The sequence below is a fragment of the Serratia sp. 1D1416 genome (assembly GCF_003641105.1).
Taxonomy (GTDB): domain Bacteria; phylum Pseudomonadota; class Gammaproteobacteria; order Enterobacterales; family Enterobacteriaceae; genus Serratia; species Serratia ficaria.
The window spans coordinates 352,636-367,223 of sequence record NZ_CP032738.1; the positions used below are offsets into that span (position 1 = coordinate 352,636).

11 protein-coding genes are annotated in these 14,588 nt (G+C 59.3%); all 11 read right to left on the reverse strand.

From position 1 onward, the window contains the following. Window positions 1-28: 28 nt before the first annotated feature. The 11 genes from D7I37_RS01765 to bamA all read right to left on the reverse strand — a co-directional run bounded on the left by D7I37_RS01765 (window position 29) and on the right by bamA (window position 14,577). A complete protein-coding gene (locus D7I37_RS01765; protein ID WP_061796705.1) occupies window positions 29-418 on the reverse strand; it encodes a VOC family protein in 390 nt (129 codons plus the stop codon). A 97-nt stretch (window positions 419-515) separates the two neighbouring features. Beyond that, window positions 516-2,660 carry a lysine decarboxylase LdcC gene (locus tag D7I37_RS01770; RefSeq protein ID WP_061796707.1) on the reverse strand — a complete coding sequence of 715 codons (2,145 nt, stop codon included), beginning with the start codon at window positions 2,658-2,660 and terminating at the stop codon, window positions 516-518. A gap of 111 nt (window positions 2,661-2,771) precedes the next feature. Further along, window positions 2,772-3,731, reverse strand: a complete 960-nt coding sequence (gene accA / locus D7I37_RS01775; protein ID WP_061796709.1) for an acetyl-CoA carboxylase carboxyl transferase subunit alpha — start codon at window positions 3,729-3,731, stop codon at window positions 2,772-2,774. Between the two features lie 12 nt (window positions 3,732-3,743). Further along, entirely contained in the window at window positions 3,744-7,232 is a 3,489-nt protein-coding gene (gene dnaE / locus D7I37_RS01780) for a DNA polymerase III subunit alpha (protein WP_129543210.1), read from the reverse strand. An 87-nt stretch (window positions 7,233-7,319) separates the two neighbouring features. Continuing rightward, entirely contained in the window at window positions 7,320-7,913 is a 594-nt protein-coding gene (gene rnhB, locus D7I37_RS01785; RefSeq protein ID WP_061796713.1) for a ribonuclease HII, read from the reverse strand. Further along, window positions 7,910-9,058 carry a lipid-A-disaccharide synthase gene (gene lpxB, locus D7I37_RS01790; RefSeq protein WP_129543211.1) on the reverse strand — a complete coding sequence of 383 codons (1,149 nt, stop codon included), beginning with the start codon at window positions 9,056-9,058 and terminating at the stop codon, window positions 7,910-7,912. Before lpxB ends, rnhB begins: the two co-directional genes overlap by 4 nt. Before the next feature lie 3 nt (window positions 9,059-9,061). Further along, on the reverse strand, window positions 9,062-9,850 hold the full coding sequence (lpxA, locus tag D7I37_RS01795; protein ID WP_061796717.1) for an acyl-ACP--UDP-N-acetylglucosamine O-acyltransferase: 789 nt from the start codon (window positions 9,848-9,850) through the stop codon (window positions 9,062-9,064). Between the two features lie 3 nt (window positions 9,851-9,853). Continuing rightward, complete coding sequence (fabZ, locus tag D7I37_RS01800; protein WP_021179919.1) at window positions 9,854-10,309, reverse strand: 3-hydroxyacyl-ACP dehydratase FabZ; 456 nt, start codon at window positions 10,307-10,309, stop codon at window positions 9,854-9,856. Between the two features lie 160 nt (window positions 10,310-10,469). Continuing rightward, window positions 10,470-11,492, reverse strand: coding sequence for a UDP-3-O-(3-hydroxymyristoyl)glucosamine N-acyltransferase (gene lpxD, locus D7I37_RS01805; protein WP_129543212.1), 1,023 nt, complete (start codon window positions 11,490-11,492; stop codon window positions 10,470-10,472). A 3-nt stretch (window positions 11,493-11,495) separates the two neighbouring features. Continuing rightward, window positions 11,496-11,993, reverse strand: a complete 498-nt coding sequence (skp, locus tag D7I37_RS01810) for a molecular chaperone Skp (protein ID WP_061797012.1) — start codon at window positions 11,991-11,993, stop codon at window positions 11,496-11,498. A gap of 157 nt (window positions 11,994-12,150) precedes the next feature. Then, complete coding sequence (gene bamA / locus D7I37_RS01815; RefSeq protein ID WP_061796721.1) at window positions 12,151-14,577, reverse strand: outer membrane protein assembly factor BamA; 2,427 nt, start codon at window positions 14,575-14,577, stop codon at window positions 12,151-12,153. Between the last annotated feature and the right edge of the window lie 11 nt (window positions 14,578-14,588).

The following is a 14,588-nucleotide window of genomic DNA, read 5'->3' on the forward strand; positions in this document are numbered from 1 at the left end:
TCACTTCCACATTGCTGCACGTTAACCCTTATAGCTCATACAATTCCAGCGGCAGCCCATCGGGATCGCTGAAGAAGGTGAAACGGGACTGGGTGTAGGGATCGACGCGCACCGGCTCGCACGCCACCCCGGCCGCCTGCAAATGGGCGATGGCTTGCTCGATGTCGTCGACGCTGAACGCCAGGTGGCGCAGGCCGCAGGCCTCCGGCCGGCTGACCCGAGCCGGCGGCGAAGGGAAGGAGAACAGCTCGATGCTGTATTGGCCGTTGAGCGCCAGATCCGCCTTCCACGAATCGCGCTCTGCGCGATAAAACTCGTCCAGCAGGGTAAAACCGAGAATATCGCAGTAGAAATGCTTACTGGCCGCGTAATCCGAGCCGATGATAGCGATATGATGCACCTGACGTAATGCCAGCATAATGAGTCCCCACGTTTTATCTGATGAGGCACGGTAGCTGGCGACGCGGGCGAGGTCAACGGCAAAAACGGCCGCGAACAGGCGAGCGCCAACCGGGCTATTCCCGCGGGTCTTTCAGCACCTTCACCAGATAGCGGCCATCCTCGGTCAACCGGGCGCCGTGAATGTCGGTTTCGAACCCCGGATAACGCTCGCCGATCGCGCACAGCATCAGCAGGAAATCGAGCACCGCCCTGCTCTCCTCGGTGATCATTTCTCCCGGCATCACCAGCGGCACGCCCGGCGGATACGGCAGGATCATGTTGGCCGCCACCTTGCCCACCAACTGGTCCAGCTCGCAGGTTTCCACGTTGCCGCGCACCTGCTGTTGGAACATCTGGTGCGGCGTCAGCTTCATCTCCGGCAACACGTCGAACGCCCGCTGCATCAGGCGCGGAAGATCGTGTCGGCAAATCAGCCGATGGATGCCGGCCGCCAGATCCTGAATGCGCATATTGCGGTAAAAATCGGGATCCTCGGCGTACAGATCCGGCAGCATGTTCTTCACCCGCAGGTTGAGATCGTAGGCGCGTTTGAAATCGGTCAGGCCGCGCAGCAGGCTCATCGCCTTGGTTTTATCGATGCCGATGCTGAACAGGAACAGCAGGTTGTAGGGGCCGGTTTTCTCCACCACGATGCCGCGTTCGTCGAGGTATTTCGCCACCAGCGCCGCCGGAATGCCGCTCTCCTCCAGCGCGCCCAACGGGTTCATGCCGGGCGTCAGGATCGTCACCTTGATCGGATCGAGATACATATGATCGCTGTCGGTTTGGCCGAAGCCGTGCCAGTTGTCATCAGGATCCAACGGCCAGCACTGCGCCTGATCGATCTCTTCCGGCTGCCAGATGTCGAAGAACCAGCTGTCGCTCTCTGCGCGCAGCCGCCGCACCTCGCGGCGAAAATGCAGCGCGCGCTCCACCGAACGGTTGATCAACCGCCGCCCCGGATTGCCGCGCAGCATGGCGGCGGCGGTTTCCATCGACGCCACGATGCCGTAATTCGGCGAGGTGGTAGTGTGCATCATATAGGCTTCGTTAAAGGTGCTTTCATCGTAATCCCCTTTGATGTGGATCATCGAGGCCTGCGAGAAAGCCGCCAGCAGCTTGTGGGTCGACTGGGTTTCGTAGAAAACCTTGCCGGGCACGCGATCGCCGCTCATGCCGCTCTTGCCGTCGTAGATCGGGTGGAAATGGGTATAGGGCACCCAGGCGGAATCGAAATGGATCGACGGCACATCCAGCGTCTGCTTGATGTAATCGGTGTTGTACAGCAGGCCGTCGTAGGTGGAGTTGGTGATCACCGCATGCACCGGCCAGCTGGCGTTGGCGGTGGCGGCCACCCGGGCGGCGATGCTGGCTGAGCCGAACTCGCGCTGCGGGATGCCGCCGAGGATGCCGTAGGCGTTGCGCAGCGGGCGCAGATAGACGGGCACGATGTCGCTCATCATCAACAGGTGACACAGCGACTTGTGGCAGTTACGGTCAATCAGCACCGTGCTGCCGGCCGGCGCCGAGTACATGCCGACAATCTTGTTGGCGGTGGAGGTGCCGTTGGTCACCAGATAACTCTGCTCGGCGTTGAAGGTGCGGGCGATGTACTCTTCCGCCTCCAGATGCGGCCCGGTATGATCCAGCAACGATCCCAGTTCGGTTACCGAGATCGACACGTCGGCCTTCAGGGTGTTGGCGCCGAAAAAGTCGTAGAACAGACAGCCCACCGGGCTTTTCTGAAAGGCGGTGCCGGCCATGTGGCCCGGGGTGCAGAAGGTGTATTTGCCTTCGCGCACGTAGTTGAACAGCGCCTTGGTCAGCGGCGGCGTGATGGTATCTATGTATTCTGCGGTGTATTGTTGGATGCGCTGCGCGATATCGGCCGCCGCATTCAGGCCGTACTCGAAGAAATACAGCACCATGCGCATTTCATGCAGGCTGACGTCGAAGGTGGAATGGGTATTGATAAAGGCGTACAGCGGCAGATATTCGTTCAGCTCGTTGATTTCGCTGCACAGCTCCAGGCTGTAGTCGTCCCAGTCGAAAATCACCCCGCAGATGCGCGCATTGGCCTCGATCAGCTTCAGCAGGTCGCCGCTGTCCTTTGGATAGACCAGTTGAAACCCCATTGCGGCCAGCGCGGCGTGGAGCTCGCGAATGGGCTCATCTTTGTAATAAACGCCGGTCGGGCTCATGATCGCGATGATGTTCATCGGCTGCTCCAGTCAGTTAACCGCCAAACCGCTATGACAACATGAAAATACTGCGGTGTGTAGCCAAAAAAAAACCGCCCGAAGGCGGTTTCATGCAGCGCGTGGCGGAACTCAGCAGTAGCCGTAGTTCATCAGGCGCTGATAGCGGCGGTTGAGCAACTCTTCGTTGTTCAGGCCGTCGAGATCTTTCAGGTCGGCCAACAGCTGCGCTTTCAGTGAAGCGGCCATCGCCGGCACGTCGCGGTGGGCGGAACCCAACGGCTCCGGGATCACCGAGTCGATCAGCTTCAGCTCTTTCAGACGCGGCGCGGTGATGCCCATCGCTTCCGCCGCCAGCGGCGCCTTGTCGGCGCTTTTCCACAGGATCGATGCGCAGCCTTCCGGTGAAATCACCGAGTAGGTGCTGTACTGCAGCATGTTCACCTTGTCGCCCACGCCGATCGCCAGCGCGCCGCCGGAGCCGCCCTCGCCGATGACGGTGCAGATGACCGGCACGTTCAGACGCGACATCTCGCGCAGGTTGCGCGCGATGGCTTCAGACTGGCCGCGTTCTTCCGCGCCCACGCCCGGATAAGCGCCCGGGGTGTCGATGAAGGTGATGATCGGCAGCTTGAAGCGGGAGGCCAGTTCCATCAGGCGCAGCGCCTTGCGGTAGCCTTCCGGCGCCGGCATGCCGAAGTTGCGGCGGATTTTCTCTTTGGTCTCGCGGCCTTTCTGATGACCAATGATCATCACCGGGCGACCATCCAGGCGCGCAATGCCGCCGACAATCGCTTTGTCGTCGGCGTAGGCGCGATCGCCGGCCAACTCTTCGAAGTCGGTAAAGATGTGTTTGATATAATCCAGGGTATAAGGACGGCGCGGGTGGCGTGCCAGTTGGGCAATCTGCCAGGCCCCAAGATCGGCAAAAATCTTGCGCGTCAGCTCAACGCTCTTTTCACGCAGGCGCTGAACCTCTTCGTCCAGATTAATATCTAATTTTTCGTCTTGACGGCTGACTGCGGTCAGCGAGTCAATTTTCGCTTCCAGCTCTGCAATCGGCTGTTCAAAATCAAGAAAATTCAGACTCATAACATTCCTATTTTAGTCAAATTCCAGTTCCACCTGCTCATTGCCTACCAACGTCCGCAAGTCTATCAACAAGCGGTCGGTGGGCGTTACGCGCCAGGTTGCGCCAAAACGCAGCTTGGCCCGCGCATCTTCCCGTTGATAGTAGAGATGCACTGGAATCGTCCCCGATCGATGGGGTTCCAACGACTGGCGGAGACGGTTCAAAAGCTGGTCATCAATTTGCCTGTCCGTCAGCGAGATAGCAAGCCCGCGAGCGTATTTTTCACGGGCTTCACTGATGTCCATTACCTCGCGGGCCATCATTTTAAGCCCGCCGCTAAAGTCATCAAAGCTGACCTGTCCACTGGCGATCAGGATACGGTCTTTTTCCAACAAATGCTGGTATTTTTCTAGCGCCTCGGTGAATAACATCACCTCCAGACGGCCCGAACGGTCGTCCAGCGTACAAATGCCGATGCGGTTGCCGCGCTTGGTCACCATCACCCGCGCGGCGACCACCAGCCCGACGGCGGTAGTCATCTTGCCCCGGTCCGTCGGGTGCATGTCTTTCAAACGCTGGCCACCGGCATAGCGTTCGATTTCCTTCAGGTACTGGGTGATCGGGTGGCCGGTGAGGTACAGCCCCAGCGTCTCCCGTTCGCCGTCCAGCACCACCTGCTCCTGCCACAGCGGCACGTTGGCGTAGGATTGCTCCACCTGCTCCGGCGCTTCCGCCAGCACGCCAAACATATCCACCTGGCCGATAGCTTCGGCTTTGGCATGCTGATCGGCCGCCTTCAGCGCGTCGCCCAATGAGTTCATCAGCGCGGCGCGGTGCGGCCCCAGGCGGTCGAACGCCCCGGACATGATCAGCTTTTCCAGAATGCGGCGGTTCAGTTTCTTGATGTCGGAACGCGCGCACAGGTCGAACAGGTCTTTGAAATAGCCCTGTTCGCCGCTGTTGCGCGCTTCGATGATGGCTTCGATCGGCCCCTCGCCCACGCCCTTGATGGCGCCGATGCCGTAGACGATTTCACCTTCGTCGTTGACGTGGAAGTGATACTGCCCGCTGTTGATGTCCGGCGGCAGGATTTTCAGCCCCATGCGCCAGCATTCGTCCACCAGCCCCACCACCTTGTCGGTGTTGTCCATATCGGCGGTCATTACCGCCGCCATAAACTCGGCCGGGTAGTGCGCCTTCAGCCACAGCGTCTGGTACGACACCAGCGCATAGGCGGCGGAGTGCGATTTGTTGAAGCCGTAACCGGCGAATTTCTCCACCAGGTCGAAGATTTTTACCGACAGCTCGCCGTCGATGCCGCGCGATTTCGCGCCGTCTTCAAAGCCGCCGCGCTGCTTGGCCATCTCGACCGGGTTCTTCTTGCCCATGGCGCGGCGCAGCATGTCCGCGCCGCCCAGCGTATAGCCGGCCAGCACCTGGGCTATCTGCATCACCTGTTCCTGATACAGGATGATGCCGTAGGTCGGTTCCAGCACCGGCTTGAGCGATTCGTGCTGCCATTGGATATCCGGGTAGGAAATCTCTTCGCGCCCGTGCTTGCGGTCGATGAAGTTATCCACCATGCCGGACTGCAGCGGGCCGGGGCGGAACAGCGCCACCAGTGCGATCATGTCTTCGAAGCAGTCGGGCTTCAGACGTTTGATCAGGTCTTTCATGCCGCGCGATTCAAGCTGGAACACCGCGGTGGTTTCCGAGCGTTGCAGCATGTCGAAACTTTTCTTGTCATCGAGCGGGATGGCGGCGATGTCGATCGGCGGTTCGCCGCTCTTGGCGCGACGGGCGTTGATCATCTCCAGCGCCCAGTCGATGATGGTCAGGGTGCGCAAACCGAGGAAGTCGAACTTCACCAGCCCGGCGTATTCCACGTCGTTCTTGTCGAACTGGGTGACCGGATGATGCCCTTCGGCGTCGCAGTACAGCGGCGCAAAGTCGGTTATCTTGGTCGGCGCGATCACCACGCCCCCGGCGTGTTTGCCGGCGTTGCGCGTCACCCCTTCCAGCTTGCGCGCCATGTCGATCAGCGCCTTGACCTCTTCGTCGGCCTCGTAAATTTCCGGCAGCTGCGGTTCGGCGGCAAAGGCCTTTTCCAGCGTCATGCCCGGATCGGGCGGCACCAGCTTGGAGATGCGATCGACGAAGCCGTAAGGGTGGCCCAGCACGCGGCCCACGTCGCGGATAACCGCTTTCGCCGCCATGGTACCGAAGGTGATGATCTGCGAAACCGCTTCCCGGCCGTACATCTCCGCTACGTGCTCGATCACCAGATCGCGCTTCTCCATGCAGAAGTCGACGTCGAAATCGGGCATGGATACGCGTTCCGGGTTCAGGAAGCGTTCGAACAGCAGGTCAAACTCCAGCGGATCCAGGTCGGTGATTTTCAGCGCGTAGGCCACCAGCGAACCGGCGCCGGAGCCGCGGCCCGGGCCGACCGGCACGTTGTTGTCCTTCGACCACTGGATGAACTCCATCACGATCAGGAAGTAGCCGGGGAACCCCATCTGGTTGATCACCTTCAGCTCAATGTCCAGACGCTCGTCGTATTCCGGGCGGCGCTGGGCGCGCACTTCAGGATCGGGGAACAGGAACTCGAGGCGCTCTTCCAGCCCTTCCTTCGACTTGAGCACCAGGAAATCTTCGGTGGTCATATCGCCGGTCGGGAATTGCGGCAGGAAGTATTCACCCAGGCGGATGGTCACGTTGCAGCGTTTGGCGATTTCGACGCTGTTCAGCAGCGCTTCGGGAATGTCGGCGAACAGTTCGCACATTTCGTCTTCGCTGCGCATATATTGCTGCGGACTGTAGTTGCGCGGGCGCTTGGGATCGTCCAGCGTGAAGCCATCGTGGATGGCGACGCGGATCTCATGGGCGTCGAAGTCGTCTTCCACCAGAAAACGCACGTCGTTGGTGGCCACCACCGGTAAACCGCGCTCGGTGGCCAGCGCCACGGCGGCGTGCAGGTAGTTTTCCTCGTCCGGGCGACCGGTGCGGATCAGTTCCAGATAGTAACTGTCGGGGAAATACTGCCGGTAGAAATCCAGGCACTGCTCAACCTGCGGCTGGTTGCCGCGCAGCAGGAACTTGCCGACGTCGCCGTGGCGCGCGCCGGACAGCAGCAGCAACCCTTCGCGGTGTTCTATCAGCCAGTCGCGATCGATGATCGGCCCGGCGGCGCCGTAGCCGCGCTGGTAGGCGCGGGAAATCAGCAGCGTCAGGTTCTGGTAGCCTTCGTTGTTGGTGGCCAACACCGTAAGCTGCGCCAGCTCGTCGCCCAGCACGTCGCTTTGCACATGGAAGTCCGCGCCGATGATCGGTTTGATCCCGGCGCCGTGCGCGCTGCCGTAGAACTTGACCAGGCCGCACAGGTTGGTGAAGTCGGTAATGGCCAAAGCGGGCATGGCTAAGGCAGCGGCTCTTTTCACCAAGGGTCCGATCTTGGCCAATCCATCAATCATGGAGTAGTCACTGTGGACGCGCAGGTGAATAAAACGAGGTTCGGCCATATCCAGATACCTGAATGAAGGGGCTCGGCGCACCGAACCCGGGTTAACTCTATCGCATTGTCTGGCCTGGGCGGCCAGACCCGCAGATTACGGCGCCAGCGCCCTTCTTACCGGGGCAAAGCTGCGGCGATGGTGCTCGGTGGCACCCAGTGCGGCCAGCCGCTCCAGATGGAAAGGCGTCGGGTAGCCTTTATGCTGCGCGAAGCCGTAATCCGGGAACGCGCGATCCAGCTCGGTCATTTCGCGATCGCGCGTCACCTTCGCCAGAATCGACGCCGCGCTGATTTCCGCCACGCGGCTGTCGCCTTTCACCACCGCCTGCGAGCGCATCGGCAGCTTCGGGCAGCGGTTACCGTCGATTAAAACCATGTCCGGCGCGATATGCAACCCGGCGACCGCACGCTGCATCGCCAGCATGGTGGCGTGCAGGATGTTCAATTGGTCAATCTCGTCCGGCTCGGCGCGCCCCAGGCTCCAGCAGAGCGACTTGGCGACGATTTCGTCATACAGCGCCAGCCGGCGTTTTTCACTGAGCTTTTTCGAGTCCGCCAGGCCCTGGATCGGCTGCGCCGGATCGAGGATCACCGCGGCGGTTACCACGGCGCCCACCAACGGGCCGCGGCCCACTTCATCCACGCCGGCAATCAGCGTTGCGGCGGGATAGATAAAGGGTTCAATCATGCTTTCGCCAGCTCCAACACAGCCTGAGCGGCCTGTTCATCGGCACCGCAACGGATGCTTTGGTGCAAGGTAAGGAAGGTCTGCTTCAGCGTTTCGGTCTGCGGGCTGTCTTCCAGCAGCGGCATCAGCGCGGCGGCCAGCTTGTCCGGCACGCAGTCGTGCTGCAGCAGTTCGGTGACGATTTCTCGGCCGGCGAGCAGGTTGGGCAGCGAGACGTAAGGGGTCTTCACCAGCCGCTGCGCCAGCCAGAAGGTAAACGGCTTCATCCGGTAGCCGACGACCATCGGACATTTGGCCAGCATGCACTCCAGCGCGGCGGTGCCCGACGCCAGCAAGGCTGCGTCGCTGGCCACCATCGCCTCGCGCCCCTGCCCGTTCAGCAGGTGCACGGTCAGCTCCGGCGCCACCTCGGCCTTGATGCGTTCGAACTGCTCGCGCCGCTTGGCGTTGACCAGCGGCACCACCACTTCCAGACCAGGATAGCGGGTGCGCAGCAGCTGCGCGGTTTTCAGGAAATCGGCGCTCAGCATCTCGACTTCGGCACCGCGGCTGCCGGGCAGCAATGCCAGGCAGCGGGCCTGCGGGTCGATGCCCAGCTCGGCGCGCGCCGCCAGCCTATCCGGCTGCAGCGGCATGGCGTCCGCCATGGTGTGGCCGATAAACCGACAGGGAACGTTGAAGCGATCGTAAAACGCTTTTTCGAAAGGGAGAAAAGCCAGCACCAGATCGGTGGCTTTGCCAATTTTGAAAACGCGCTTTTGGCGCCAGGCCCAAACTGACGGGCTGACATAGTGAATGGTGCGAATGCCGCGCTGCTTTAGGCGGCCTTCCAGCGTGATGTTGAAGTCCGGCGCGTCGATGCCGACAAACACGTCCGGTCGCAATTCGCTGAAGCGCCGGGTCAGATCCTTGCGGATCTTCAACAGGCGCGGCAAACGTTCCAGCACTTCCACCACGCCCATCACCGCCAGCTCTTCCATTTCGTACCAGGCTTCACACCCTTCGGCCTGCATCAGCGGGCCGGCGACGCCAACAAAACGCGCGTCGGGAATCTGCGCCTTGAGCGCGCGGATTAAACCGGCGCCGAGAATATCACCGGAGGTTTCTCCGGCGACCAATCCGATAGTCAATGGGCGATTTGGCATAGGTCAGCGAATGATACCGCGGGTTGAACGGCCGAAGAAATCGAGGTACTGCTGCACCACCGGCTGTTCTTTAGCCAGCGCTTCGATTTCCGCTTTCGCCTCATCCAGCGTTTTTTCGCTGCGATACAGGATTTTGTAGGCATTGCGGATCGCCTGCATTTCATCCTTATCGAAGCCGCGGCGCTTCAGGCCAACGGCGTTGACGCCGAACGGCGTCGCGTGGTTGCCCTGCGCGATGACGAAAGGAGGCACGTCCTGAGCAACCCCGGAGCAACCGCCGACCATCACGTGCGCGCCGATAATGCAGAACTGGTGGATCGCCGTCATGCCGCCGATGATGGCGTGATCGTCCACTTCCACATGGCCCGCCAGCGTGGCGTTGTTCGCCAGCACGCAGGCGTTGCCCACCACGCAGTCATGCGCGACGTGCACGTTGACCATCAGCAGGTTGTCATCGCCCACTTTGGTCAGGCCGGTGCCCTGTGCGGTACCGCGGTGAATGGTGACGCTTTCGCGAATGCGATTGCGATCGCCCACTTCAACGCGCGTCGGCTCGCCCGCGTACTTCAGATCCTGATTCACTTCACCAATGGAAGCGAACTGGTAGATCTCGTTATCGCGGCCGATTTTGGTAATGCCGTTCACCACTACGTGGGATTTCAGTACCGTGCCAGCGCCGATTTCCACCTGGGAGCCGACGTAGCAGAAGGGACCGATATGCGCACCAGCGCCGATAACGGCGCCTTCTTCAACAATCGCGCTAGGATGGATAAAGGCGGTTTCGTCAATCACGGATTAAGCCTCCCGGCTGCGGGCACACATCATGGTTGCTTCGCAGACAATTTTACCGTCAACGGTCGCCACGCCTTTGAAGCGCGTCAGACCACGGCGGGTTTTCTCAAAGGTGACTTCCATGATCATCTGATCACCCGGCACTACCGGACGCTTGAAACGGGCTTCGTCAATGCCGGCGAAGTAATACAGCTCGCCCGGCTCCAGTTTGCCGACGCTTTTAAACGCCAGGATACCGGTGGCTTGCGCCATGGCTTCCAGAATCAATACGCCTGGGAAAATCGGTTTACCAGGGAAATGCCCCTGGAAAAACGGCTCATTCACAGATACGTTCTTCACCGCACGCAGATATTTGTGCTCTTCGAAGTCGAGCACGCGGTCGACCAGCAAGAACGGATAACGGTGAGGAAGCAGCTCCAAAATTTCTGCAATATCCAGAGTATGAGTGTCAGTAGTCAAAATACTCTTCCTGTCTCTAAAAACTGATGGCATCAACAACACGGCCTGCGCTGACCCCAAAAGGAGATCATCATGCAGGCCGCAAATTAACAACTCTTTGCGCTTTTGGTCTCACGACCAACGCGTTTCGTTTTGTACCCAGCGTGGCGGGCGGCAATGATTAGTCTTTTCCGACTTTTCGTTCGACAGCTTTTAAGCGCTTGCTGATCTCATCGATATTCATCACCAACGCAGCGGTTTTACGCCAAACCTTGTTGGGTTGTAACGGAATGCCCGAAGAGTATACCCCAGGTTCGGTGATTGGTCGCATAACCATTCCCATTCCGGTGACAACAACCTTGTCGGCAATCTCCATGTGACCGTTGATCACACTGGCTCCGCCGATCTGGCAGTAGCGGCCGATCTTCAGGCTGCCCGCCATGATAACACCGCCGGCGACGGCAGTATTGTCGCCAATCACGACGTTATGTGCAATCTGGCATTGGTTGTCGATGATAACACCATTCCCGATCAGGGTGTTATCCAACGCGCCGCGGTCGATGGTGGTGCAGGCGCCGATCTCGACGCGATCGCCGATAATCACCGTGCCCAGCTGTGGGATTTTGATCCACTCGCCGCGTTCGTTGGCATAGCCGAAACCGTCCGCGCCGATCACCGTACCGGACTGGATCAGGCAGCGTTGGCCGATCTCGACCTCATGATAAATAGTGACGTTCGCCCACAGACGCGTACCCGCGCCGATGCGTGCGTGTTTGCCGATAAAGCAGCCCGGGCCGATAACCACGTTATCGCCGAGCAGCGCGCCCGACTCGATCACCGCATTCGCCCCGACGGCGACATTTTGCCCAAGCCGCGCTTCAGGAGAGATAGCCGCGCTAGGCGCGATATCCTGTGCGGGAGCCGGCGTGGTGTCCATCAGTTGCGCCATGCGCGCATAGGTCAGGTAAGGGTTTTTAACCACCAGCGCCGCAGATCGGCAGTGTGGTAGATCCGCCTCGGTAAGCACCACGGCGCTTGCCTGGCAGGAAGACAGCTGCTCTTGATAGCGGCTGTTTGACAAAAACGTGATTTGGCCAGCCTGTGCCGAATGCATAGAAGCAATGCCGGTGATGACGAGATCGCCATCACCGTGCAATTGTGCATCCAACTGCTGCGCTAAATCAGCCAGTCGAATTGAAAGCATGTTTTATTTAACCTGTTTCAGCACGTCGGCAGTAATGTCTTTGGAAGAACCGGCGTAGGCAACGGCGTTAGCGTCGATCACTACGTCATAGCCTTCTTTGCTGGCGACAGATTTCACAGCGTCCTGAATGCGGCTCAGGATTTTGTTGCGCTCTTCCATCTGACGGCGACGGTTGTCCTGCTCGAAAGCCTGCGCTTTCTGAGAGAACTGCTCGCGCTGCGCCATCACGTCTTTTTCCAACTTGCTGCGTTCGCTGGCTTTCATGGTAGCGCCATCACGCTGCAGACGCTGCATTTTGGTCTGAAGGCTACGCTCCATGTTCTGGAGTTCGCCCGCACGGCCTTTAAACTCGTTTTCCAGCTGTTTAGCCACGGTTTCACGTGCTGGCAGCTGTTGGAAAATGCTGGAGACGTTAACGACAGCGATGTTATCTGCTGCCTGAACGCCAGCTGAAGCAGCCATTGCTAAACCGAGGCCTGCGGCACACAACCACTTTTTCACTATAAACTCCTTACCATCACCCATTTGTGTCATATGACACTTGAAGTACACAATCTGCCAGACTTATCCCGCCAAACAATGAGAATCGTCTCTCTCTGCAAACGGGCGCCTGGCATTTGCGATTCTTAATAACTGCTCTGCCCAGAGGCGAGACCCGTTACCAGGTCTTACCAATGTTAAACTGGAACTGTTCGGACTTGTCGCCCTCGTAATCTTTGAGCGGGTTGGCGTAAGAGAACACCAACGGCCCCAGCGGCGACATCCACTGCAGCGCGATACCGGCGGAAACGCGAATGTTGCTCGCCTTGCTGTAGTCAGGCACGTCGTACATACGGGTCTGGTCGGTATTCTGCCAGTTGGTGTCCCACACGGTGCCCGCATCCACGAACAGGGAAGTCCGCACCGAGTTGGCGTATTTCTCGCTGATGAACGGCGTCGGGGTAATCAGCTCCAGGCTGGCGACCGCCATGGCGTTACCGCCCACCGCGTCGTCGGAATTACAGATGCTCTGACGCGTCGTCGTGCTGCCGGCATTGTACTGGCAGTTATACGAGTTGGAATTGTAGTACACCGCCTTCGGACCGATGGTGTTGGACTGGAAGCCGCGCACGGTGCTCGAGCCGCCGGCGTAGAAGTTCTCGTAGAACGGCATTTCCTTGCCGCCCAGACCATCGGCGTAACCCAGACGGCCACGGCCCAACAGCACCCAGGTGCGGTCGTCGTTGATTGGCACGTACTGCACGCTGTCCAGCGTCACCTTGTAGTATTCGTTGTCCGAGCCTGGAATGGTGACCTTGCCGTTCAACGTGGTGCGGTTGCCCGAAGTAGGGAAGTAACCGCGGTCCAGGTTGTTGTAGGTCCAACCCAGGTTCAGCGTAAAGTCGTCTGCGGAATAGCTGGCGCGATCGGTGGTGTTCGGATCCAGACCCATAGAGTCCAGATAACGCCACATGGCGATCTGCGGCTGCATGTTCGACAGGCCGTTATGCACATAGCCCAGACCGGTACGCAACGAGTTGTTTTCGTTGATCGGGAAGCCCAGTGTGCCGTCGATACCGTAACTCTTGTTGGTATAGTCGGACAGGTCCGCGTCATCCGCTTTAAAATCGTTGTAGAAGATACGGCCGCCCAGGCTCACACCGTCAACGGTGAAGTACGGGTTGGTGACCGACAATTCGGTATAGGTCTGGTAGTCGTTCTTGGTGCCGCTGATGCCGACAGAGTAGCCGGTACCCAGCCAGTTGTCCTGCTGCACGCCCGCCTGGAAGCTGACGCCGCTCTCGGTGCCGTAACCGACGCCGAAGTTGAAGGTACCGGTGTTGCGCTCCTTCACCTTGTAGGTGACGTCAACCTGATCGGCGGTGCCCGGCACGCGCTGGGTTTCGACATCGACCGTTTCGAAGTAACCCAAACGGTTCAGACGCTCTTTACCCTGCTCGACCTGGGCGTTGCCCAGCCAGGCGCCTTCCATCTGGCGCATTTCGCGGCGCAGTACGGAATCTTTGCTGGTGTCGTTGCCTTCGAACTTGATGCGGCGCACGTAGAAACGGTTGCCCGCATCGACGTTGACGTGCAGCTTGACGGTTTTATCCGCGTCGTTGATTTCAGGCTGGGTGCCGACACGCGGGTAGGCGTAACCATAACGGCCCAACATCGTCTTGATGTTGTCTTCCATTTTGGTCACTTTGCTGCCGTTGTACAGTTCGCCCGGCTCGATCTTGGTCAACTGGGCGACCTCCGCCGAGTGGCCCGCCAGATTGCCGTTCACCACCACGTCGGAAAGCTTGTACTGCTCGCCTTCGGTAATGTTGATGGTGATGTAGATGCCTTTTTTATCCGGCGTCAGGCTGACCTGGGTAGAATCGATATTGAAGCGCGCGTAACCGCGATCCAGATAGAAGCTGCGCAGGGTTTCGAGATCGCCCGCCAGTTTCTGTTTCTGATATTTGCGATCGCCGACCAGGTTCCACCACGGCACTTCGTCACGCAGCTGGAAGCGCGAGATCAGTTCGTCGTTGGTGAAGGCATGGTTGCCGACGATGTTGATTTGCTGAATCTTGGCGGAGACCCCTTCCGTGAACACCAGTTTCAGGTCGACACGGTTGCGCGGCAGCGGCGTCACTACGGCTTTCACCGAGGCGCTGTATTTGCCGACGCTGTAGTAGAAGTCTTCCAACCCTTTTTCGATGCTGGAAATGGTGGTGCGGTCGAGCGCCTCGCCAACCCGGACGCCGGAGGCTTCCAGGTTCTGCTTGAGCATGTCATCCTTCACCGACTTGTTGCCGGAGAAAGTGATGCTGGCGATGGTGGGACGTTCCTTAACCTGAACAATCAGCGTATTACCATCGCGCAGCACGCGAACGTCCTCGAAGTTGCCGGTGGCAAACAAGGCACGGATGGTATTACTGATATCATCATCAGTGACGGTATCGCCTACGCGAACCGGCATGTTGAGTAACGCCGCACCGACGGCGACCCGCTGCAGGCCTTCGAAATGAATGTCTTTCACTACGAACCCGTCTGCACCGTATACGGTGGCGCTGCCAAACAGCAGCGACGCTATGAGCAACTTTTTCATCGCCATCGTTGTTATGC

Excerpts from the sequence above, each read along its gene's own strand:
- rnhB (WP_061796713.1), bottom strand. The coding sequence starts at position 7,913 with ATGATTGAACCCTTTATCTATCCCGCCGCAACGCTGATTGCCGGCGTG.
- lpxD (WP_129543212.1), bottom strand. The coding sequence starts at position 11,492 with ATGCTTTCAATTCGACTGGCTGATTTAGCGCAGCAGTTGGATGCACAA.
- D7I37_RS01765 (WP_061796705.1), bottom strand. The coding sequence starts at position 418 with ATGCTGGCATTACGTCAGGTGCATCATATCGCTATCATCGGCTCGGAT.
- lpxB (WP_129543211.1), bottom strand. The coding sequence starts at position 9,058 with ATGCCAAATCGCCCATTGACTATCGGATTGGTCGCCGGAGAAACCTCC.
- bamA (WP_061796721.1), bottom strand. The coding sequence starts at position 14,577 with ATGGCGATGAAAAAGTTGCTCATAGCGTCGCTGCTGTTTGGCAGCGCC.
- dnaE (WP_129543210.1), bottom strand. The coding sequence starts at position 7,232 with ATGGCCGAACCTCGTTTTATTCACCTGCGCGTCCACAGTGACTACTCC.
- accA (WP_061796709.1), bottom strand. The coding sequence starts at position 3,731 with ATGAGTCTGAATTTTCTTGATTTTGAACAGCCGATTGCAGAGCTGGAA.
- D7I37_RS01770 (WP_061796707.1), bottom strand. The coding sequence starts at position 2,660 with ATGAACATCATCGCGATCATGAGCCCGACCGGCGTTTATTACAAAGAT.